The following is a 21,609-nucleotide window of genomic DNA, read 5'->3' as shown; positions in this document are numbered from 1 at the left end:
GTTCAGGGGATGTTGCGGGCGACGTAGACCACCACGTCGTGGGTGAAGATCGGCGTCTTGTCGGGGGTCAGGCGCGTGACCTCGGTCACCGAGCAGAACAGGTTGAGGCGGGTATCATCCCACTGGGTGAGGCTCAGGATCCGGCGCTCGTAGACGTAGCGGGGGTTTCCGCCCTCGACGTGGTAGCGCACGAAGACGTGCGCCCAGCAGCAGAAGAACGGCAGCGAGATCCACAGGTCCGGCATCGCCTCGGGCAGGTCGATCAGCCGGGACTCGCCGGTCAGAAGCACATGGTCGGCCAGGGCCTGCGGGATGACGAAGGCATAGCGAACCGCCAGAACCTCATCCCGGCTGTCGAAGACAGGCGCACCGTCCGGGTCGAAGACCTGAAGGCCCCAATCGTCGGAATGCGGACCGCCGATCAGGGGCGCGGTCAGCTTGAAGGGGCGGCCGCTCCCGCTGACCTGGCAGAAGGTGCCCTTCGGCACCCGCGGGTCGGCCAGATCGAACTCGGTCTCCAGACTGAAGGCGATCGGCTGGCCCGCGAACTGGTAGAAGGCGCTGAACCCACCACCCGTGCCCGGTTCGAAGACGGGGAAGATGCCGTATCTGCCGTTCCCGAAGCTCAGCCATTCGCAGTCATGGCACAGGCTGATGTCGACAAAATCCGGCATTCCGAGCGCGGTCGCATGCACCACATAATCGGACGGCGTTGCAGCTTGAAGCGCGCTGGACATCGCGGCCGAGGAATAGGTCGTGCCCGATGCGTAGACCCGCAAGACCTGGTGCAGGTCGTCGATGATCTCGGCGCCGTCGTCGTTGAGGATCGAGAGGGTGTCGCCCATCACGTCACCTCCACGCGGCGATGTACGTGCAAGAAAGTGATGAAATAATCCGGTCGGTAGGTGTTGTTGCCGACGAAGGGGAAGCGAAAGTTCCCCTCGAAATACTGCGGCCAATCCGGGGGCAGGTCCGAGGGGGCGACCGTCATGGTCCTGGTCGGCTCGTCCCAGTTCATGCTGGGCAACGCGAAGACGTTGCCGAGGACCGGGTAGTGTACACCGAAGCCGGGGGACATGGCCGAGAAGTCGAAGGTGTCCGGCTCGCGTGCCAAGGGTCTTGAGGCGCCGGAGATCCAGCTCCGGGTGATGACCGGCACCGGGGAGTAGTAGAAAAGCCCCTGGGCGAGATCAAATTCCGGCACCGAGAAGCTCCCGGCGAAATCGGCCGGGAAGCGCTGGGTGTGAACGATCCGGGGCAAGGCCTCGGCCATCGAGAGGACCCGCACGCCGGTGGCGTCGAAGATGTCGAATACTGCCGTCATAGTCCCAGCCCCAGCCACCCGAGCCTGATGCGCAGGACACCGGCCGCGTCGTAAACGCTGATGCCCTGTTGCGAGATTTCGACCCGCCCGCCGCTGGTGCCGGAGCGGATCACGAAGCTGCCATCGACCTCGGTGTCCCCGGTCAGGCGGATCGCCGAGCCGGTCAGATAGATCCGGTCGCCGTCGATGATGAACGGCACGACCGCGCCGTCCGGGCCGATGATGGTGAACTGGTCGGCGGCGATGGCCACGCGCGAGGGTTCGGCGGGGTTCACCGGCGTGTCGATGTAAAGCCCCGCCTCGCGGTACGCCTCGGCCGTGCTGGTGCGGCCGACCAGACGGAGGCGGCTGTAGCCCGAAGGCCCCGCCGCCGCTTCCATCCGAAACAGCCCCGAGGCGGTGATGTCCGACAGGCCCAGCCCGTCGCGCTCGACCTTCAGCCCCGTGACCCAGCCATTGCCCGCGCCGCCCCCGGCCCGGGTCAGGCGCAGCGTCACCGCGACGGTCCCGGCCGGGACCGTCACCCCGTCGCCCGTGGCCCGCGCCCAGGCCGTTGCGGTGACCAGCGTGGTCAGCAGCGTCTGGGGCGCGCCGACCGCGGCGCCCGAGGCATCGAGCCAGATCGCCGACAGGCTCAGCGTCACGTTGCGCGTGCCGCCGCTCGCCGCCCTGAGCAGCGAGGCGCGCAGCATCTCGCCCGGCGTCACCGGCACGGCGACCGCGACATCCGCCGTCTGGGCGCTGGCCGATTGGTAGATCCGCAGGACATGCGGCGTCGGCGCCAGGGCCTCGGCCGGGGTCACCGACCCGGGATCGCGGGCGATCACCATCATCCCCGGCGCGACCGCGGCCCAGCCGGTGAGCGTTCCCCCCGCGAAACTGCCGTTGGCGATCAGGTTCGCGCCCTGAACCGCCGCCTGCACGATGGTCGTGGCGCCCGAGAGCGCCGTCACTTCGCCGTCGATCTCGGTGACCTGGGCGGTCAGCCCGGCCACGACCGAGGCATCCGCCTTGCCCGCCAGATCAGCGGTCAGCGCCGTCTGAGCCACGACCAGGCTGGCGATCTCGCCCTCGGCCGCGGTGGTGCGGACCTCGACCGCCTCGATGGCAGCGCCGTTGGCCGCCTGGCCGGTCTCCAGATCCAAGACGCCCGTCTCGACACTCGACAGCCGCGTGCCCTGCGAGGCGATCTCGCCCTCGGCCGCGGTGGTGCGGACCTCGACCGCCTCGATCGCCGCGCCATTGGCGGCCTGGCCGGTCTCCAGATCCGAGACGCCGGTCTCCACGCTCGACAGGCGGGTGCCCTGCGAGGAGATCTCGCCCTCGGCGGCCGTCGCGCGGACCTCAACCGCCTCGATGGCAGCGCCGTTGGCCGCCTGGCCAGTCTCCAGATCCGAGACGCCCGTCTCGACACTCGACAGCCGCGTGCCCTGCGCTGCGATCTCGCCCTCGGCCGCCGTGGTGCGCAGCTCTACTGCCTCGATCGCAGCGCCGTTCGCGGCCTGTCCGGTCTCCAGATCCGAGACACCAGTCTCGACGCTCGACAACCGCGTGCCCTGGGAGGCGATCTCACCCTCGGCCGCGGTCGTGCGAAGCTCTACCGCCTCAATCGCCGCACCGTTGGCGGCCTGCCCGGTCTCCAGGTCAGAAACGCCCGTCTCGACGCTCGACAGCCGCGAACCCTGCGAGGCCAGCTCGCCCTCGGCGGCCGTGGTGCGCAGCTCGACCGCCTCGATCGCCGCGCCGTTCGCGGCCTGTCCGGTCTCCAGGTCAGAGACCCCGGTCTCGACGCTTGACAGCCGCGTGCCCTGCGAAGCGATCTCGCCCTCGGCCGCTGTGGTGCGCAGTTCGACCGCTTCGATGGCAGCACCATTGGCGGCCTGGCCAGTCTCCAGATCCGAGACGCCCGTCTCGACGCTGGATAGCCGCGTGCCCTGCGAAGCGATCTCACCCTCGGCCGCGGTGGTGCGGACCTCCACCGCCTCGATGGCCGCGCCGTTGGCGGCCTGCCCGGTCTCCAGATCCGACACACCGGTCTCGACGCTGGATAGCCGCGTGCCCTGCGAGGCGATCTCGCCCTCGGCCGCCGTCGTGCGGACCTCCACCGCGTCGATGGCAGCGCCGTTGGCGGCGAGGCCGGTCGTCAGATCCTCGACCGAGACCGTCAGGCTGTTCTGCGCCGCGACCACCGCCTCCAGGAGCCCGCCCTGATCGGTGACGCTGGCGCTGAGCGCGGCCAGGGCCTCGGCCGTGGCGAGGCCGGGGATCGCCGCCTGCAGCAGGGTGACCGCCTCGGCCAGGACTTCGACCGCGCCGTCGATCGTGTCGATCCGCGTGGTCAGGATCTGCGAGGCTTCGGCGATGTACTCCCGGACGGCCTGCGTCTGGAGCGCCGACTGCGCCCCTGCCTCAAGACTTTCCAGCGCGGCCTGGCGGAGCGAGCTGCGCAAATTGCGAATCGCCTCGGCCAGCAGGACCTGCGAGCCATCGTCCAGCGCCTCGACCCGCGACACCAGCGTCTCCAGCGCGGCAGCCGTCGCCGCGAGGCCCGAGGTCGGATCATCGACCGTCGCCTCCAGCGTGGCGGTCCGGCCGGACAGCGCCTCGATCCCGCCCTCGGCGGCAGTGGTGCGGACCTCGACCGCCTCGATGGCAGCGCCATTGGCGGCCTGGCCAGTCTCCAGGTCCGAAACGCCGGTCTCGACACTCGACAGCCGCGATCCCTGCGAGGCGAGCTCGCCCTCGGCCGCGGTGGTTCGGATCTCTACCGCTTCGATGGCAGCGCCATTGGCGGTCTGGCCAGTCTCCAGATCCGAGACGCCGGTCTCCACGCTCGACAGCCGCGTGCCCTGCGAGGCCAGCTCACCCTCGGCCGCGGTCGTGCGCAGTTCGACCGCCTCGATGGCGGCGCCGTTGGCGGTCTGGCCGGTTGTCAGGCCGGAAACCGCCACCGTCAGGCTGTTCTGCGCCGCGACCACCGCCTCCAGGATCCCGCCCTGATCGGTGACGCTGGCGCTGAGCGCGGCCAGGGCCTCGGCCGTGGCGAGCCCCGGGATCGCGGCCTGCAGCAGGGTGACCGCTTCGGCCAGGACCTCGACCGTGCCGTCGGTCGCGTCGATCCGCGTGGTCAGGCTCTGCGAGGCCTCGGCGATATACTCCCGCACCGCCTGCGTCTCCAGCGCGGCCTGTGCGTCGGCCTCCAGACTTTCCAGCGCGACCTGGCGAAGAGAAGACCGGAGATTACGGATCGCCTCGGCCAGCAGGACCTGCGACCCATCATCCAGCGCCTCCACCCGGGACACCAGTGTTTCGAGCGCGGCGGCTGTGGCGGCGAGGCCCGAGGTCGGGTCATCGACCGTCGCTTCCAGCGCGGCTGTCCGACCAGACAGTGCCTCGATACCATCCTCGGTCTCGGTGACTCGGATGCCCAGCTCCTCGGCGGCCTCGGCGGCCCCTTCAGCCACACCCTCTACGCCGGTGAGCCGGGCAGCCAGGAGGAGGCGCTCAGCGGCCTCGGCCTCGTCGGCCGCGATGCGCGCGACCTGCTCGGCCAGCAACTCGGCAGACGACGCCCCCGGCGCCGGGCGGCCGATTGCCAGCCAGTCGAGCTCGAAATAATTGGAGGCATCCGCCCCATCGGCGAGATCGATGCGGATCCGGTCGATCGCGCCAGTCCATTGTGGCGCCCAAGTCAGCAGACCGATGTTATCGTCGTAATCGGGCGCCTCCAGCACCACGCGACGGGCCTCGTCCCAGGTCTCGCCCTCGCCGGCCCACCACAGCGCACCCGCCCAGACCGGGGCGCCGACGCGGCGAATCCGCGCCCGGACCTGGCGATAGGCACCTCCGGCAATAGTAAGGCCAGTGGGGGACAGCACCGAGGAGGCCGCCCCGGGGCGCAGCCACCCGGAGGCAGTGACCGAGGGCGCGACCGGATCGCCGGTCCAGCCCTCGGGCGCCTCGTCCCAGTACCAGATCCGGGTGTGGTCAAATTGCGTGGCCGTGCCGACGCTGACCGCGGTAATCAGCTGTCCCAGGGCCTCATCCCCGGCGATGCGGGCCTGATCCACCTGGGCGATCTGCACCGCCAGATCATCCGAACTCACCTCCAGCGTCACCAGCCGCGCGGCCAGGGCCGAGGCCTCGTCGGCCAGCGTGAGGATCTGCGCGTCATACGTCGCGCGGATGTCGCCAACCTGGGCGCTGATCGACTGCCGCAGCTCCTCGCGCGCCAGATGGGCCTGGCTGCCCAGCTCCACGACCTCCAGCGCGACCGCACGGATCCGGTCACGTTGGTCCCGGAGGGTCGCGGCGGTCTCTTGCGCCAGCGCCACCCGGGCGGCGGTCTCGGCCGAGAGCTCGGCGCCGACCGCGGCCAGATCCGCCGCCCGGGCCTGAGCCTCTTCTGTCAAGGCGGCTGCGCGCGCTGCCGCCTCCGCTTCCACGGCCTCCGATACCTCGAGCAGCCCCGCGGCGCGGGCTTCAGCTTCGGCCGCCAGGGCGGCAGCGCGGGCCATGGTCTCGGTCGCGATCGCTTCGGCCCGGGCCTGAGCCTCGGCCGCAAGGGCATTGGCGGCGGCAAGGAGACCATCGGCCCGGGCCTGCGCTTCGGTCGCCAGGGCGGTGGCGCGCGCCTCGGCCTCGGCGCTCAGCGCCGCGCCCAGCGAGGCCAGCTCACCCGGCAGGTCAATCACCCCGCCGTCGATCCACTCCTGCAGCGCGCCCAGCCAGCCGGTGATCTCGGTCGAAAGCTCGACCAGCCCCAGGCGCACATCGGCGACGGTGACCGGCAGCCAGGCGGTCCAGCTGGTCGGCCGGTCCACCCTGAGCCGCGCGCGCACCTCATAATCGCCCGCGACCAAGCCTTCGGTGATGACGGCCATTCCGGCGGGCACCAGATAGGGCGGCCGCTCGTCGCCGTCGCCACCCTGCCCCGCGCGGCGAATGGTGATCCGGAGGCCGCGGGCATCATCCGCGCCCTCGGGATCCCAAAGCGCCAGGATGCCGGCGCGGCGCGCCTCGCCCTCCACATCGAGGACATAGGGGCTGACCGCGAAGCCCGGCACCGATTGGACGGCCGGACGCACCGGGGCGGGCACCGGCACGTTGGGCCGCACCAGCCCGGACGGCGGGTCGTAATCGCCGGGGTCGACCTCGCGCAGCGAGGCGCGGACCTGCTGCGTGAACAGGTCGCGGCTCAGCTCGGTCACCTCGAAGAGCTTGCCGTCATAGCCATTCGCGACACTGGACCAGGCAATCGTATCGCCCGCCTCGAGCACCGCGCCCGGCGTATCGAGGGTCATGACATGGCGCCGCATGCGCCGGTGATCGGCGATCAGCGCGGCGAGCACGCGGTCGACCTGGACCGGATAGGGCACGGTCGGCAAGGACAGCGAGGTCGGCAGGCGGCGGCCGCCATCTTCGGCCTCCCAGGCCGGGTTGGCGCGCAGCTCGGATTCCCGGCTTTCCCAGAGGCTCGCCGGGTCCGGATGCGTGGCCGAGATCGCGTTGAAGATCTGGTCGATCGGCGGAAACGGCGCGAAATCCTCCGCCTCGTCGGCGATGATGCCATCATCCTCGAGGAACAGCACCGGCAGGCCGGGCCCGCCGAGGCGCAGCGACCAGACGCCCCCGGTCTCGGTCATCGCGCCGTTGCAGCCCTTGAGCAGTTCCTCGATGACCGAGAAGGGCTCGTCGGCGACCTGCACCTCAATTCCCGAGCGGAAAGCGGGTTCCGTGCCGGCCGCGCCATCATCGGCCGGGGTATCGGCGATGTTCATGGCGGCGATCCAGACCGCGAGCGGCAGATCCTCGGCCGGGATCTCGCCACCCCACACGTCGCCTGAGGGCAACGCGATCCCCCGCGCGGCGTTGTAGATCTGCACCGCCGTGTTGTTCGACGGCTCATAGGTCGCAGGTTGCCCCCAGCGGTGCGCGCCCTCCCCGCCGACCGAGCTGTCCCGGCGCGGATCGTAGAGCGGCACGCCGCTCAGCTCGAAGCGGCATTGCGGCCAGCCCTGGAACACCTCCCGGTCATAGCGGAAGGTCAGGACGGCATAGCAGATCCCTGCCCCGACCATGTCGGCCGACCAGGGGCGGACGAAGGGCGCGGGGTATTTCGCCAGCAGCATGGCGTCGGCGGTGGTCTGGCTGCCGTCATGATACCGGATCCAGGCGCGCCCCTCATAGGCGCCGCCAAGGCGCTGGCCGTAATCCGGGTGCGGCGCGTCGGCCAGGATGGCGACCCGCTCGCCGTTCAGGATCAGCCCGTCCAGCTGGTGCCCCGGGATCCCCGCCAGCTCGATTACATAGGTGAGAAAGGCGTTCGGCGTCTTGCCCGCGCTGCCGTGCGACATCGGCGGACAGACGAAGGTGCCGCCGGTCGCCGTGGCGCCCAGCATGAAGGCCTCGGGCGTGGTGCCGCCGGACAGCGTGTTCTCGGTGCGCAGGCCCGAGGGCTTGGGCTTCGGCGCCAGCGCCTGGGAGAGCGCCGACAATGCCACGGAGCCCAGCAGGCGCAGGGCGATCGAGCCGATCGCGCTGGAGCTGACCGCAGCGAAGACCCCGCTGATCGCGCTGACGACGGCTGGCATCACGGCACCTCGAAGATGATGGAGGCCCGGCTCACGGGCAGCAGACCCAGCCCCGCGGGGCTGCGCAAATAGAGCGACGCCCCCTGCACCACGGCGAGCGCGGGCCCCTCTTCGGTCTCGACCACGGCGAGGTCTCCCGGCTGGGGCGCCTCGCCCGGCTCGCGCCGGCGCAGATGCGCTGCGGCGAGGGCGATATGATCGGCGTAGCCGTCGCGCCGCAGATGCCGCAGCCCGCCGCGCAGGGTGCGGTAGCGGCCGCGATAGGGCGCCGCCAGATCAACGCCGGTCATCGCCGCCAGAGCCGAGGCGCCGTGCAGGGCGCAATCGAGCTGTCCGAAGCCGAAGTCGGCCCGCGCCGAGGCAGAAAGACAGGCCGCCAGACGCGCCTGCCAGCCGGGGGTCTTGCGGATCATCGCTCCCCCCCGGTCCAGGCCGGAGCGGCGGCCGCGCTGAAGAGGTCGCCGGCCGCCGCCGAATGCTCGCCCCAGGCGACCGAGACGCCGGTCAAGTTGCCGTAGCGCCGGAAGCTGTCGGCCCCGGCCGTGCGCGCCTGCAGCGCCTCATGCGAGCGCATCAGCGGCAGGCCGCGCGTCAGGCGCCAGGCGTCGGTCACGATCCGCACGATGGCCTCGGTCTGCTGCCCCACGGGCGGCGTCGGCACCGCCAGATCCATGACTGTGCCGCGGATCACCCGCACCGGCTCGGCCAGCGGCAGATTGGCCTCGGGATCCCAGTGCCATTCGTGGACCTCGACCGGCGCGAGGCGGGCGTCATAGGTGCGTATCGCTTCCGCGACCACCGGGTCGAGCTGCGAGACCTTGAACTGCCAGCTGCGCGACAGCTGCGCCGTGGAGGAGGTCACGGGATCCACCTCCAAAAGCGCGCCCGCCCCGTAGTAGGTGCGGCCCTCGCCCGCGACGGTGATCACCTGATGATCGGCGCCGGTCCAGAAACCGAAGGGCTCGGGCGCGCCCGTCGCCCTGTCCCGCGCCACCAGCCAGACCAGCATCTGCACGGCCATGCCACCGCCCGCCGCGAGATGCGCGGCGACGGCCGAAGGAAGGTTTCTCATGGATCAGCTCAGTGTCTGGATGAAATCGAGGGTGAGGCCGTCAACGAATTTCGGGCCCGCCCGGCCGGGATCGCCGGGGATCAGCACGGCCTTCATGAAGGGCCGGACCAACACCACTGCCGCGCCCGTGGCCGCCCCGTCGCGGACGGGCGGCGTGACCTCGACCAGCGGCGTGATGCCCGCCCCCGCGGCAATGGAGGGCGTGACGACCTGATGCAGCGCATAGCGGGTCGGGTTGCTGCCATAGGTGAAGGACAGGAAATCGCCGACGCTGAGGACATAGCCCGGGGGCAGGCCCGCCAGGCGCAACTCGCGGCCGCCGGGCGCCAGTGTGTGGATCGTCGGCGTGTGCCCGGCCAGCGCAGTGCCGTGCGGGTCGCGCCGCGGAGCGCTCAGCGGGACTGGATGCGCGAAGAAGCTCCGGCCCGCCTCGGTCAGCACTGAGACCAGCGCAGCGGTTGCGGCCGCGGCGGCGCGCCCTTCTGTCCGCAAGGTGACGCGCGCCGTCCAAAGCCGTTCGCCGCGGGCCGCAGTGCGGATAGCCCCGCCCCGCGTCCGGCTGACACTCATATTGGCGGGCAGGTGGAAAGTGCTTTCAGCCGGACGCAACCCGGCGAAGAAGTCGGATGCCGCCAAGGGGAAGGTCAGGGCCATCAGCGGCTCCTCGGATTGCGTTGGATCTGCGACACACGATCCGGCAGGACGCGGTCATATTGTTCGAGGCCTTGCCTGACGCCTTGACGCACCAGCTCGACCACATGCTGGTCGCCGTTGGCGCCGTCGATCTTGATGTTGATGTTCGCAATGCTTGACCCACCGGCGGCCGCCGAGCCCGCAGAAGCCGGAACGCTGCCGACATAGCCCCCCGAGCGGTAGCCGCGCGTCGCCGCCTGGTGCATCTGCTCCAGCGCACCGACCCCAAGCCGCCGGACCGCTGCCGCCGAGAAGACATACTCGCCCCCGTGCACCACCCCGGCCACGGCAGAGGTCGGCTGGTCGCCAGTGTAGCCGCCCTGGTCAAAGCCCAGAAACCGGACGACACTGCCGAGGATCCCGCCCCCGCCCGATTTGGCCAGGCCGGACAGCTCCTCGATCGCCCGCATGCGCAGCAACTCGGCGATCAGGTCGATCACCGCCCGGCGCGCATCATCGCCGCCCTTGCTCATGCGCCCGAAGAAATCGACGAAGCGCTCAGCGCCGCGCTCGGCCTGTTCCTCGACCTCGCGCAGCTGATCGGCCGAACGTTCGGCGGCGGCGCCCGCCTCGGCATAGGCACGGGCCAGCCCGTCGATCTCTGCTTGAAGCGCGGGAGTGATGGAGATCCCGGCCTGCTGCGCGGCATTCATCAGCGTGGCGCGCTCGCGCGCATAGTCGATCGCCTGGGCGTAGTCGGACCCGGCCACCGCAGAGGCGGCCAGCGCCGCGGCCTCCATTTCAAGCGCTCTGGTCTCCTCCCGGATGGCAGCGGTTGCCCGGGCATAGTCGTTCCGATCGCGACCGCTGCGCCCGCCACGGCCGCCGCGGTTGCCGATGCTGTCCAGCACGGGTGCCGGGGGCGGGCGGGGAGAGGTGGCCGGTGCGAGGCGGTTGAGGCTGAAGCGGCTCTCTTCCGTGTCCCAGAAGCTCTCGGACTGCGTGACCGTGGCACCGGGAAGATCCGTGCGCAGCCCCTGCGCCTGCCTGCGGGCCGCGACCAGTTGCTCGATCATCCTGCCCAGGGCCGTGGTCACCCGGGTAAACCGGGAGGAATCGACGTCGTCGAGGTCCGATACCAGATCCACCGCCTCCTGCGAGATCTCGACCAGGCGGGCCGAGAACTGATCTGCACCGATCGACCCGTCGTTGAGACCAGCGATCAGGGTGACAAGTTCTTCGTAAAGCGTGCGGATCTGCTCGGCGGGCCCGGTCTGACCGAGCTCATTCAGGCTGAACACCATTCCGGCGAGCTCGCCCTCGGCCCAGCGGGCAGACCGCCCCATTTCCTCGGCCGAAAAGCCGAGGCCTTCGAGGCGCTCGATCACCCCGTCCATCTGGGCGAGTTCGCCGGTCTCGGCGATCAGCGTGTCAAAGAGCCCGTCGCCCAAGACGGACCGCGCACGCTCGAGGGTGCCGAACATCCGCTCCAGCGTGTCCTGCGCGGTTTCTGCCCCGCCAGCCAAGGCCCCGACCGCCAGCGCCTGAAAGAACGTCCCCACCCGCCGGGTCAGCGCGTCGAACTTGTCGTCGAGGATCTCGGCCCGATGGATCAGGTTGCGGTCGATGACGTCGCCCGCTTCGCGCGCCTGGGACACCATCTCGTCGAGCACCCCTGCCCCGCTTGCCAGCGCCGAGGCCATCAGCCGCCCGGGCTCGCCAAAGGCCGCCTGTGCGATCACCAGCCGCTCCTGTTCGGTGCGGGCGGTGCGGATCGCCCGGGACACCTCGCGCAGCAGGTCGGACTGGCTGCGGACCTGACCGTTGGCGCCGCGCAGGGCGATGCCATAGCGTTCCGCCACCGCCGCCAGTTCGCCCTGGCCGGTGATCGCCTGCCCGACCCGGCCGTTGAAATCGACCAGCGCCGTTCCCAGCTGCTCGCTGTTGACCCGGGTGTTGCGTTCGAAGCCGCGCATCAGGCCTTGCAGCTCCTCGACATCGAGGCCGGTATCGCGCGCCTGCTTGCCCAGGGCAGACAGGTCGCTGACCGTGCCGCGCAACCAGCGGGCCATCGCGCCGGCGCTCACGCTGACACCGACCAGCCCCAGCATGTTGCGCACTGAGGCGAAGCTGGCGCCCGCACTGCGGGCGAAGGTGCTGACTTCGCTCTTGGCGCCCTTCAGATCATCCTTGAACTGCTTCCAGTTCAACGAAAGCTTGGCTTCCATCCTGCCGGTGGTCGGCGCCATCAGCGGGCTCCCTTCATGCGTCGATACTCGTCGAGGGTCATCACCGGCAGGCCGGCGGCGGTATGGGTGAGCATCCGGTCGACGGCTTCGGGCGTCATCGGCCCGGCCGCCTCGCGATTGGCCGAGGCGATCCAGGCGTCCAGACCCTTCCCGTCCAGATGCGTGCCCAGCCAGCTGGTGACGGCGGCTGTGATGCGTGCCGCCTCGCGCCGGTCGTGCGCCCCGCGCATCAGCACCAGCCATTCGCGCGGGGTCAGGGTCCAGAAATGGCGCGGATCGAGCCCGGCCTCGACATGGGCCTGCAGCATGGTCTCGACATCGAAACGTCGGGCAGCGCCGTCTAGCGGCGCATCAGCTTTCCCAGCGGGTCGCCCTCCGCGGGCTCGGGCATTGCCAGTTGCACCGCCTGCCGGATGGCCGGCATCACCTCGCCGGGATGATCGCTCATCACCTCACCGGCGATGCGGGCTGTCACTCCAGGCCAGCGATTGCGCAAGAACGCGGCCAGGATCGCCCGCTGGTCGATGATCGACAGATCGCCAGAGGCAAGCCGCTCGAAGAACTCGTCGAGCGGGGCGTCCGAACGGGGATCGCCGCCCAGATGAGCGCGGATCTCGCACAGGGCGTTGATGTCGCAGACCAGCACGATGCCATCGCTGCCGATCTGCGACTCACCCCGAAACGGGTTGCCCATGGGCTCAGGCCGCGATCACGGCGGCGGTCTGAACCGCGTTGGCCGCCGTGGCGCCCAGGCTGTTGGTCTGGGTCACCACGACCCGCAGCGGGTTTCCGAGCTGGCCGACCACCGGCGTATAGGTCTGGGCGGTGGCACCGGCGATGTCGGTCCAGCCGCCATCGTCTTCCTGCCACTGGTAGGACAGCGCACCATGCGGCTGCCAGTTGCCCGGCCAGGCCGTCAGCACCTGCCCAACCTGAGCCAGGCCCGAGATCGCGGGCAAGGTGGTGTTGACCGGCGCCGACGCCGGGACGGTGGCCGCCTTCGCCTGCACTTTGAACACCACCTCGGCCATCTGCTTGTCACGCGCGGTCAGCGACGTTGCGCGATAGCTGTTCACATAGGCGAACCACTGATGCGAGGCGCCGCCGTTGGGGGTGATCTCCAGCACGATCAGCTCGTCGCTCCCCGCTTCCTCCAGCTCAGTCAACAGGAGGTCGGTGGCGCTGCCCGGCACATATTGCAGGGGCAGCGGCAGGGTTGCCACCTTCTTCATGCCGCGGATCGATTCCTCGGTATCGTTGGGCGACCCTTGCCAGGTGGTGTCCTGATCGTCCGGGGTCTGGTCGGGGAACGGCGAATCCTCGGTCCCGACCAGAAGGGTCCAGTCGGGGTTCGGACCCCGGCCAATGCGGACGGTGGTTCCGGCGCCGCGCTTCACGCCGCTGCTGCTTGCACTCATGTCAGGTCTCCTGGGGTGAAAGGGGCTCGTCGGTCTGCACGAAAGCCCGGAAGGTCTGGGTCAGGGTGCCGACGCGCCGGTCGGCCGCCCCTTCGATGGTCACGTCGGTTCGGTCGAGCTGGGCCTCGATCCCGGCACCGCGCAGGGCCGACAGTACCAGCGCCTCGACCGCATCGCTGTCGTCGTCGAGCAGGTCTTCCAGCTCATCGAGGCCGCGCCGCTTGATCGCCACGATCACCGTGATGACCCGCTCGGCGCTGTTCTGGGCGTCGTGATCCTTGGTCTCGCTGGGGGTCGCGACGCCGTAGATGGGCAGCGTCCCGGCATCGACCTTGGCCTGCCAGAGGGTGACCTCCTTGAAGGAGGCGAAGCGAGGTGCCGCCGCCAGCGCGGCACGCATCACGGCGCGGATGCCTGCGCGTCGATGGCTCACGTTGCTTCCTCGAGCGCGCAATGCAAGAAGCGGTCCTCGGCCGGTGAGCCCGAGGATTGCACCCACGTCAGCCGGTAGATCCGGCCGTCCGGCAGCTGGATCCGATCGCCCCGTTGCGGGTTGCGGGCCCAGTCCTTATTGCGCGGAACCCGCCAGACCGGCGCCAGGCCCAGAACCGGCTCGCCGGTTTCATCGGCCATCTCGACCGGCACCATGCGGAAGATCGAGGGCACGGTGAGAGGGGCCAGCCCCTCGGGCAGCCAGAGGATGTCGGGCGCGCCGAACACGCCCGCCAGTCTTGTTGCCATACCGTCGAAGACGGAGGTCATTGCGCCGTCTCGGCCTGCGCCGCCGGGCCCGCGGGCTCGGCATGGCCTTCGGCGATCAGACGCACCGCCTCGGCCGCCGGCAGGTTGACGGGATGCCCCGGAAGCACCGGCGGCTGGGCCGGGTCGAGGACCAGCGCGGTGCGGGCGATGACGCGCATCGTTTTCGCGGCCGCCATCAACGCACCTGCACATACATGGAGGCGTTGACGCGGGCCGGAACCGGCAGCGGCGCCGCGGCGGCCTCGATGAAGACGCGCGACGGGTTATGCACGCGGTACATCTTCGACCAGAACTGCGCGGCGACCAGCGCCTCGTCGTCCTCGATCGCGCCATAGGTGACGACCCCATGAAGCTGGTGACGGCCGCCCAGGATGACGCCGTAATCGTGCATCATGTTCTTCGCCACCCCGCCCTCGGTGTAGGGCTGGGAATAGGTGAAGTAATCGACGTTGCCGACGGTGCCCTGGTAGCTGCCCCAGGCGTCGGTGCCCTTCGGCGACTGGAACAGGTTGATGTCGCCATCGTTCTGGCGGCGGTTGTCCAGCCGGTCGCGGAACGATTCCTCGGCCACCAGCAGCTCGAAGGCAGCGCCCCCCATGACGCAGGTATCGACCACCGCGCCGGAATTGGTGGCAACCGTCTGCGACCAGTTCCGAATGTTGGCCGTGGGCGAGACGCCATCCTCCCCCCAGCGCGCGGAGGTGGTCAGGGCCAGCGTCTGGCTGGCGTCACGACCGAAGTTGACGGTGGCGGTGGGGTATTCATCCGACACGACGGTGATCGCGCCGGTGGCGAGGATGGTCGAGGCCATCTGCTCGATCCGGCGCAAAACCTGCGCCTCGTGATCGAGAACCGTCTGCGCGATGCGCTCGGCCCGCCGCTCCAGCGGGCTCATGTCGCCGCCGACACGTTCGCCCGGGCGGATGTCCAGCATGTTGCTGGGCTTCAGGGGCGTCAGCGGCTTGAGGTAGGCGGGCTCGAAGCTGTCGATCTTGAAGCCGCGCTCGGCCTGCGGCGAGGCCACGCTGTCGGGGTGGACGTATTTCGCCACCTCGCGCGCCATGTTGAGGACATGGAAATCCACGCGGCGGCTCTCGAACAGCCGCACATTCGGGAAAAAGAGGTTGACCAGGAACTGCTGCGGGCGGTCGAGCGGGCGCACCAGCTCGGCCAGCTGGCGCGAGGTGTAAAGGGGGGCGGTATCGGACATGGGATCCTCCTCAGGCCGGATTGACGTTGCGCAGGAAGAGCGGCCGCCCGGCAGCGCGGAAGGCCGCCTCGACGGTGGCGGCGGTGTGCCCGGTGCCGAAGTTCAGCCTGGCCGCATCGACCTCGCCGCTGAGCAGGATCAGCCCCTCGGCATCGGCCGAGGCAGCGGCGGCATTGGTCAGCAGGATGGCGGCCGGGATCTGCGATCCGTCATTCGCAGCCGAGAGGCTGAGGATGTACTTGCCGCTGGCGGTGATCCGCCCCAGCACCGCCCCCCGGGTCAGATCGGCGGCGGTGCCGATCACCGCCCCCGAGGTCATCACCGGATAGGCGCCGACGATCAGCTCGTCCGGGACGTAGCTCGTGGATTCCTTGAGGGGCATGTCAGCGATCCTTGTTCATGCGGCGGGCCTGCGCGGCCTGCAGTTCGGGGGGCAGAATGCTGGCCGACTTGTTGCCAGCTGCAGGCGCCAGCGGAGCGGACCCGCGGCCCCGCATTGCCGCCGACAACCCGCCCGAGGCCTTCGGCGCCACGGCCAGGGCCTTGCGGGCCTGGGCGGGCGTCATGTCGGTCTGCGTCGCGAAATAGGCCGCCTGGGCGACGGTCGCGGGCGTTGCCGCCGAAAGGATGGTGGCCACCCGGGTGCGTTCGGCCAGCACAATGCGCCGCGCCTCGTCGGGCTTTTCGTCCTCGGCCTGGTCCTGATCCTCGTCCTCGGCCTGATCCTCGTCGGTATCCGCCTCGGCGCCCTCTTCCTGGTCTTCGGCCTTGTCCTGCTCGTCGTCTTCGGCCGCGGCACGCGACCGCTGCCCCCCGCCAAGCAAGTTGGCGAAGCTGAATTTCGTCATGGTCTTCTCCTTTGTCAGCCGGACGCGCCGGCCAGGTGGGTGGCGAACAGGCCGATGGCCTCTTGCGCCGGCAAAATCGCGTCGATCAGCCCCGCGCTCAGCGCGGCGGCGATGCCCTCGGGTCCATCGAAAGCGCGGGCCTCGGTCGCCAGAACCGCCTCGGCGCTGATCGCACCGCGGCGGCCCTCGGCAACGCTCTCGGCAAACACCGTGCGCAGGGCCTGCAGCCGCGCCTCGATCTCCTGGCGGGCCGTGTCCGAGAGGGGCAGATACGGGTGGCCATCGGCCTTCAGGGCGCCGGCCTGCATCACGGTCGCCGTGATCCCCTGTTTCTTCAGAGCCTCGGAAAGGTCGAAATGCGTGGCGAGTGTGCCGACATGGCCGACCCCGCCCAGGCGCGGCGCGCTGATCTGATCCGCCGCGCTGGCCAGCCAGTAGCCCGCCGAATAGGCCATGTCCTGCACGGCCGCGATCACGGGCTTGGACCCACGGGCGGAAAGGATCGCCCCATGCGCCTCGTCCACGCCCGAGATGTAGCCGCCCGGGCTGTTGACCAGGAGCGCGATGCCGCTGACCTGGGCGTTGTCCGCGGCATGCTCGACCTGCCAGCACAATTCGGCGCAGCCCGTCGCCCAGGACCAGTTGATGATCTCGAGCTCGGGAACGATCAGGCCCTTGATGCCGATCAGCGCCAGCCCATCGACCAGCGCATAGGGCGGGATACCCTTCTCGGCATCGGCCACCGCGTCATCGGTCCAGCGCGGCCCGGCCGGCCGGGCGCCGCATGCGGCCAGGACCTTGGCCGCGCGCGCTTCGGCCCAGGCCAGAAAATCCCCCTGCGCCGCGGGCAGATGGCCCAACAGCGCACCGGGCGCCAGCCGCACCAGGGCGGGCGTGGGGTAGATGTCCATGGTTCTGTCCTCTGGTCAGTCTTCGGAAGGGGGACGCATGTCCGGTCCCTGCACGCCCATGATCGTCGCGAACTTTTCCTGGGCGGGATGCATGACGCCCGCTGGCATCTGCTCGATCTCGCGCTCGATCTGGCCGAGGTTGTCGCTGTAGTCCGCGCCCGAGAGTTCGGCCGCCTCGTCTTCCATCGTCGAAAGACCCAGCGCCACGCGGATCGCGGCGGCCTGGGCTTCCTTGACCGGATCCACGAAACCGCGACCGGGCCCGATCCACTTGGCGCGCATCCAGGCGCCGGGGGCCTCGTAGAGCCCGGGCGCGCCCGGGGGCAGCCGCACCAGGCCGAGGTCGATCGCATCCTCGATCACCGCCAGCCGGATCGGCTGGCAGAAGCGCGAGGCGAACTCGCGGCGACGGGCCATGAACCCGCGCCAGATCTCGACCAGCGCCGCGCGGGCCGAGGAGTAATTGACCTGGCTCCAGTCCATGGCCAACTGCTCGTAGGACATGCCGAGGCCCGTCGCGATGCGCCGCAGCACGGCGGTCTCGAACATCTGATACTGCCCGGCCGGGCGCTGGACATTGACGCTCTCGATGCTGTCACCGGGGGCCAGGACCGGCAGGCGGACACCGCCGAAGATGAGGCCCCGCTCCTTGCCCAGGGCCTGCCGCGCCTCGTCGAGCGCGGTGAACTTCCCGTCGTCGATGAGGTCGGACACCGCCTCGGGCGACAAGGGCGACGAAATGAAGAGGCCGAGGATCGCCCCCAGCACGGCCGCCTGCAGCTCGACCCGCGAATGCTTGTCCTGCATCTTCATCGCGTCCAGCACCGGCGCCAGGCGGCTGATGCCGCGCGTCTGGCCGTCCCGGTGGCGCTCGAAGAAATGGGCCACCTGCGGCCGGAACCAGGGCAGCTCGCGTTCCCAGCGGTCCCAGATATGGCTCTGGCCCCAGCCAAACATCGACAGCTCATGCTCGCGGCGGAAATGGTAGGCGACGGGCGCGCCCCAGCCGTCCAGCTCGACCCCGCCGCGCATGGTCGGCGAGTCGGGCCGGTTCTGCGGATTGGACAGCAGGTCCGGATCCACGATCCGCAGGCAGGTGCGGAACGGGCCCGGCCCATCCTCGCGCCAATGGATCACGCACAGCGCGTCGCCGTCGATCAGCCCGGTACGATAGGCCATGCCGCAGAGCCCGCCCCACCCTTGCGTGCGGGTGACATCGGCGCCGTGCAACGGATCGTCGGCCCAAAGACGAAAGGCCGTGTCCATCTGCTCGCCGATCTCGCTGGCTTCCTCGCGGGTGATCCCCAGCGCGCGCCAGTCCGGCTTGGCGGCCGGGCGGAACTGCGCGCCGATCACCGCGTCGGTTTCCCGCTGGACGGCGCCCGCCGCGAAACCGTTGTTGCGGACCAGGTCCCGGGCGCGGGAGGTGATCGGGTCGCGGGCGGCGGCCAGTTCGGAATCCGGATGCTCGCGATGCGGCATCCAGGCGCCGAGCTCCTGGCTCATCACGTCGGCGGCGTCATAGGCCTCGCTGCCGACCAGACCCGCCGTCGCCCGCACCCGCGCCTGATGCCCCGCACTGCGCCGAGAGCGGAACTCGGGGAGTGTATTCACCGGAAGGACACCCCGATGGCCCGGCGGCGCCTGTGCCCGGCCCGGGCCTTCAGGTCCTCGATATGCCGGTCAAGGGCGGCCAGGTCGGCCGGCTGGAATTTCAGCGACTCGTCGCCCTGGCGCATTTCCGTCGCAGCCTGGCCGGTGATCAGATCCAGCCGCGCCTTCTCGGCCGCGGCGATCTGCTCTTGCAATGTCGGCATGTTACCTCCTCATCAGGCGCGCAAAGGCGTCCTTGGAACTTGTCGGCGCGGCGGCGTTTTTCACCGCCGGGCTTGTGGGTGGCGCTTCGGGCATGGCCTGCTCGGACAGCGGGACGTACGGGGCCGGGATCGAGGCGTCGAAGAGATCGCCCTGCGCCTCGGCCGGGGCGGCGCCCCGCTCTTGCTCCAAGGCTGCCCATTGTTCTTCGGTCATGGCCGCCCAGCCCTTCTTGCGGGCTGCGGCCTCGGCATAGTTCATCGCATCCAGGCACTCGTTGCGACGCGTTGACTCGACGAGATCCCACTTCGACACCATCACCCCCGAGGGCGCGCGCTTCAGGACCCGCACCTCCGAGGTGATCTGCCGGTAATACTCGTCGCCCAGACCCTGGGCGAAGCTGACATAGCCCCTGCCCTCAGGATCTTCCTTCGCCAGCCAGCCATAGAAATCCGCCTTCAACTGGCTGACGTTGACCAACCAGCGGCGTTTCTGGCGCTTGACGATCCGGCCGTTCTCCTTGCGCGCTGTCTGCGGCGCGAGAACCGGGCCGTTGGCGGTGCTGGCGCCCTTGACCGTGATTACCCGGGTGAAGGGATGTGCCTTCGCCCAGTCCAGCACGTCGGCGGTGAAAGTCCCCTCGTCGACCGCCATCATGTCGAGCGTCAGTTCCAGCCCCAGCGTGGTGCGCCAGGTCGTGCGCAGCAGAGCGTTGAGCGCGGCGCGCCCCTCCTCGTCGCCGATGTAATGCGGGATCACCCGGTGCTCGACGACCCAGCGGCGCAGGTTGCGACCGAAGGCCACGATCGAGACCTCGATGCGGTCCCCCTGAAAATCGACGCCCGCGGTCAGCAGCACGCCCGAGGCCGGAACCCGCGCCAGCGGCAGAATGGTCTCGGGCTCGGCGTTCTCGACCCGGTCGCGCAGCTTCTCCCAGTCGGGGCCCTTGCTGGCCTGTTCGAAAGGCAGACCGGCAATGTCGTTGAAGAAGGTCTGCTCGGTCGCCTCTTCGTCTTCGTCCTTCTCGCCGGGCCCGGCCGCGGTTTCGATGCGGGCTTGCGGGCCCGTCCAGCCCATGACCCGCGCATAGGACACGGCGATCGAGGCCCAGTCGCGTTGCGGCACATAGGCCCGCCACAGGTGGAACCCGGGATGATCGCCCCCGGGATTGTGCCGGACCCAGTTTCCCGCCGCAACCATCGCCCGTTTGTGCGAATGGTCGATCAGCGCCCCGCAGACGTCGCAGCTGAAACAGGCAGCGCCCAGCCGCTCGGGATCCAGGTTGCGCAGGAAGTTCTCCCAGGTCAGCGGCGCCCTGTTGCCGCAATGCGGGCAGGGCACATGGTAAAGCCGCTGATCGGACCGCTTGTAGGCTCTGGTGATCCGGCAGGTTCCGGCGATCTGCGGGGTCGAGATCCGCACGATCTTGGCTTCCTCGAACCCCTCGGCCCGGCTCTCTGCCAGGCCCTCGGGGTCGCCCTTCTTGGTGATCTCGAATTTCGAGACGTCGTCCATCAACACCAGCCGACGCGTGGTGCCGGCAAGGTCGTCGGGCGATCCGGCGCTGACCACCTTCAGGCTGCCGTTGCGGCTCAGGGTCTCCTGATTGTGCAGCGTGTCGGTATGATCGCCCCCGCCCCGGCCGAAGCTCGCGATCAGGCTTGGCGCGGTGCGGCGGAGCGGCATCCACTTGGTGCGCACCCATTCGGTCGCGGCCGAGGTCGTCGGATGCACCACCAGGCTATCCAGCGGCCCGTATTCGTGCCAGGCGCCGAGCGTCGGGATCAGCACCGAGACCGTCTTGCCCCATTGCGCCGAGCCGCGAAGCGTCACCTCGCGCGACGGATGCTCGGGGCTCAGAACCTCGTGGATCTCCCTGAGGAAGGGAAACCGCGCGATGTCGAACCACCCCGGGAACGGCGAACGCTCGTCGAACTTGATGTTCTCGGTGCACCACCGGGTGATGTCGGGCGGCGGTGGCGGCGTCATCGCCGTGGCCATGCCCCGCTGAACCGCCGCTTCCGCCGACGACAGAAAGCCCAACTCAGACCTGTTCCTGGTGCTCGATGTCGGACATCGACGCATCCTCGGCCTCGGCGGCCAATTGCTTCGCCCGGGCGCCACGGTGATCGCGCCAGGTCTCCATCAGCACGGCACGGGCCGTCCGATAGTCGATGCCCATCCGATCCGCCAAGGCCCGGGCGCCGTCCCGCAGCGCCAGCTCGAAGCGCGCGATCTCCTGCTGCAAGGCGCGGGAGGTGTGGCGCTCGACCTCCTCGGCCAGGACCCAGAGCCCCTCGTCGCGCGCGTTGTCGCGGCGGCGGCGGCGCGCCTCTTCCTCCTTGATCTGGATAGTCGCCAGCTCCAGGCGATCCGGATCGCGGGGATCCATCGCCCCGTCCGAGACGCGCGGACGGATCGGCGCGGGGTCAGCGGCGCCCTGATCCTCGCTCGACCGGGCGTCATCCGACAGCGCCATCAGGGCACGGCGGGTGCCGCGGCCATTGCCCGACATCTGCCCCAGATCCAGCCGCTTGCCGAGAACCTCGGCCACCCTGCCCTGGTCAAAACGCCGGGCACGGCCCGCGCCGACATAGCAGCCTTCCAGCTTCCCCTCGCTCACCAGCTGGCTGATCCGGGCGGTCGAGAGACCGAGCTTGCTCGCCAGCTGGGTTGCGTTAAGGTCCGCCATCTTCCTTTCCTGCTTAAGTTAAGGCTTGATCTTTGGTTAAGCGCGCCGCGCCCACCGGGGCGCGAATTACCCCCGGAGGGGT

The 21,609-nt window shown here is 69.8% G+C and carries 21 protein-coding genes; all 21 read right to left on the bottom strand.

Translation table 11 applies throughout. The features are described from left to right. Window positions 1-2 precede the first annotated feature (2 nt). From DDE23_RS13485 to DDE23_RS13390, 21 genes are read right to left on the bottom strand one after another with little or no spacing between them, the layout of a single operon-like run. Window positions 3-845 carry a hypothetical protein gene (locus tag DDE23_RS13485; protein ID WP_107752258.1) on the bottom strand — a complete coding sequence of 281 codons (843 nt, stop codon included), beginning with the start codon at window positions 843-845 and terminating at the stop codon, window positions 3-5. Beyond that, window positions 845-1,324 (bottom strand): hypothetical protein, encoded by a 480-nt coding sequence (locus DDE23_RS13480; RefSeq protein ID WP_107752257.1) that lies wholly within the window; start codon window positions 1,322-1,324, stop codon window positions 845-847. Before DDE23_RS13480 ends, DDE23_RS13485 begins: the two co-directional genes overlap by 1 nt. Beyond that, window positions 1,321-7,917: a hypothetical protein gene (locus tag DDE23_RS13475; protein WP_107752256.1), complete on the bottom strand. Its 6,597-nt coding sequence runs from the start codon at window positions 7,915-7,917 to the stop codon at window positions 1,321-1,323. Before DDE23_RS13475 ends, DDE23_RS13480 begins: the two co-directional genes overlap by 4 nt. After that, a complete protein-coding gene (locus tag DDE23_RS13470) occupies window positions 7,917-8,330 on the bottom strand; it encodes a DUF6950 family protein (RefSeq protein ID WP_107752255.1) in 414 nt (137 codons plus the stop codon). The genes DDE23_RS13475 and DDE23_RS13470 overlap by 1 nt, the downstream gene beginning before the upstream one ends. Beyond that, complete coding sequence (locus tag DDE23_RS13465) at window positions 8,327-8,989, bottom strand: hypothetical protein (RefSeq protein ID WP_107752254.1); 663 nt, start codon at window positions 8,987-8,989, stop codon at window positions 8,327-8,329. Before DDE23_RS13465 ends, DDE23_RS13470 begins: the two co-directional genes overlap by 4 nt. Before the next feature lie 3 nt (window positions 8,990-8,992). Then, the gene (locus tag DDE23_RS13460; protein ID WP_107752253.1) at window positions 8,993-9,643 is read right to left on the bottom strand and encodes a hypothetical protein; all 651 of its coding nucleotides are present in this window, start codon (window positions 9,641-9,643) and stop codon (window positions 8,993-8,995) included. Next, window positions 9,643-11,871: a hypothetical protein gene (locus DDE23_RS13455; protein ID WP_107752252.1), complete on the bottom strand. Its 2,229-nt coding sequence runs from the start codon at window positions 11,869-11,871 to the stop codon at window positions 9,643-9,645. Before DDE23_RS13455 ends, DDE23_RS13460 begins: the two co-directional genes overlap by 1 nt. Next, window positions 11,871-12,179: a phage tail assembly chaperone gene (locus DDE23_RS13450; protein ID WP_107752251.1), complete on the bottom strand. Its 309-nt coding sequence runs from the start codon at window positions 12,177-12,179 to the stop codon at window positions 11,871-11,873. The genes DDE23_RS13455 and DDE23_RS13450 overlap by 1 nt, the downstream gene beginning before the upstream one ends. 32 nt (window positions 12,180-12,211) lie before the next feature. Then, window positions 12,212-12,565 (bottom strand): hypothetical protein, encoded by a 354-nt coding sequence (locus DDE23_RS13445; RefSeq protein ID WP_107752250.1) that lies wholly within the window; start codon window positions 12,563-12,565, stop codon window positions 12,212-12,214. A 4-nt stretch (window positions 12,566-12,569) separates the two neighbouring features. Next, window positions 12,570-13,289: a phage tail tube protein gene (locus DDE23_RS13440; RefSeq protein WP_107752249.1), complete on the bottom strand. Its 720-nt coding sequence runs from the start codon at window positions 13,287-13,289 to the stop codon at window positions 12,570-12,572. 1 nt (window position 13,290) lies between these two features. Beyond that, window positions 13,291-13,722, bottom strand: coding sequence for a hypothetical protein (locus tag DDE23_RS13435; RefSeq protein ID WP_107752248.1), 432 nt, complete (start codon window positions 13,720-13,722; stop codon window positions 13,291-13,293). Continuing rightward, window positions 13,719-14,051 carry a head-tail joining protein gene (locus DDE23_RS25100; RefSeq protein ID WP_157958026.1) on the bottom strand — a complete coding sequence of 111 codons (333 nt, stop codon included), beginning with the start codon at window positions 14,049-14,051 and terminating at the stop codon, window positions 13,719-13,721. The genes DDE23_RS13435 and DDE23_RS25100 overlap by 4 nt, the downstream gene beginning before the upstream one ends. After that, window positions 14,048-14,227: a hypothetical protein gene (locus DDE23_RS25095; protein ID WP_157958025.1), complete on the bottom strand. Its 180-nt coding sequence runs from the start codon at window positions 14,225-14,227 to the stop codon at window positions 14,048-14,050. The genes DDE23_RS25100 and DDE23_RS25095 overlap by 4 nt, the downstream gene beginning before the upstream one ends. Next, window positions 14,227-15,261 carry a major capsid protein gene (locus tag DDE23_RS13425; protein ID WP_107752247.1) on the bottom strand — a complete coding sequence of 345 codons (1,035 nt, stop codon included), beginning with the start codon at window positions 15,259-15,261 and terminating at the stop codon, window positions 14,227-14,229. Before DDE23_RS13425 ends, DDE23_RS25095 begins: the two co-directional genes overlap by 1 nt. A 10-nt stretch (window positions 15,262-15,271) precedes the next feature. Then, entirely contained in the window at window positions 15,272-15,643 is a 372-nt protein-coding gene (locus tag DDE23_RS13420) for a head decoration protein (RefSeq protein WP_107752246.1), read from the bottom strand. Window position 15,644: 1 nt separating this feature from the next. Next, window positions 15,645-16,109: a hypothetical protein gene (locus DDE23_RS13415; RefSeq protein WP_107752245.1), complete on the bottom strand. Its 465-nt coding sequence runs from the start codon at window positions 16,107-16,109 to the stop codon at window positions 15,645-15,647. Between the two features lie 14 nt (window positions 16,110-16,123). Next, window positions 16,124-17,020, bottom strand: a complete 897-nt coding sequence (locus DDE23_RS13410; protein ID WP_107752244.1) for a S49 family peptidase — start codon at window positions 17,018-17,020, stop codon at window positions 16,124-16,126. A 15-nt stretch (window positions 17,021-17,035) separates the two neighbouring features. Then, on the bottom strand, window positions 17,036-18,634 hold the full coding sequence (locus DDE23_RS13405; RefSeq protein ID WP_238149979.1) for a phage portal protein: 1,599 nt from the start codon (window positions 18,632-18,634) through the stop codon (window positions 17,036-17,038). Continuing rightward, the gene (gene gpW / locus DDE23_RS13400) at window positions 18,631-18,837 is read right to left on the bottom strand and encodes a gpW family head-tail joining protein (RefSeq protein WP_107752243.1); all 207 of its coding nucleotides are present in this window, start codon (window positions 18,835-18,837) and stop codon (window positions 18,631-18,633) included. The genes DDE23_RS13405 and gpW overlap by 4 nt, the downstream gene beginning before the upstream one ends. A gap of 1 nt (window position 18,838) precedes the next feature. Beyond that, a complete protein-coding gene (locus DDE23_RS13395; protein WP_107752242.1) occupies window positions 18,839-20,878 on the bottom strand; it encodes a phage terminase large subunit family protein in 2,040 nt (679 codons plus the stop codon). A gap of 1 nt (window position 20,879) precedes the next feature. Beyond that, window positions 20,880-21,527: a hypothetical protein gene (locus DDE23_RS13390; protein ID WP_107752241.1), complete on the bottom strand. Its 648-nt coding sequence runs from the start codon at window positions 21,525-21,527 to the stop codon at window positions 20,880-20,882. Window positions 21,528-21,609 lie beyond the last annotated feature (82 nt).

Origin of the sequence: Pararhodobacter aggregans (assembly GCF_003075525.1) — a bacterium.
Classification (GTDB): domain Bacteria; phylum Pseudomonadota; class Alphaproteobacteria; order Rhodobacterales; family Rhodobacteraceae; genus Pararhodobacter; species Pararhodobacter aggregans.
This window is presented reverse-complemented; position numbering and strand designations above follow the sequence as displayed.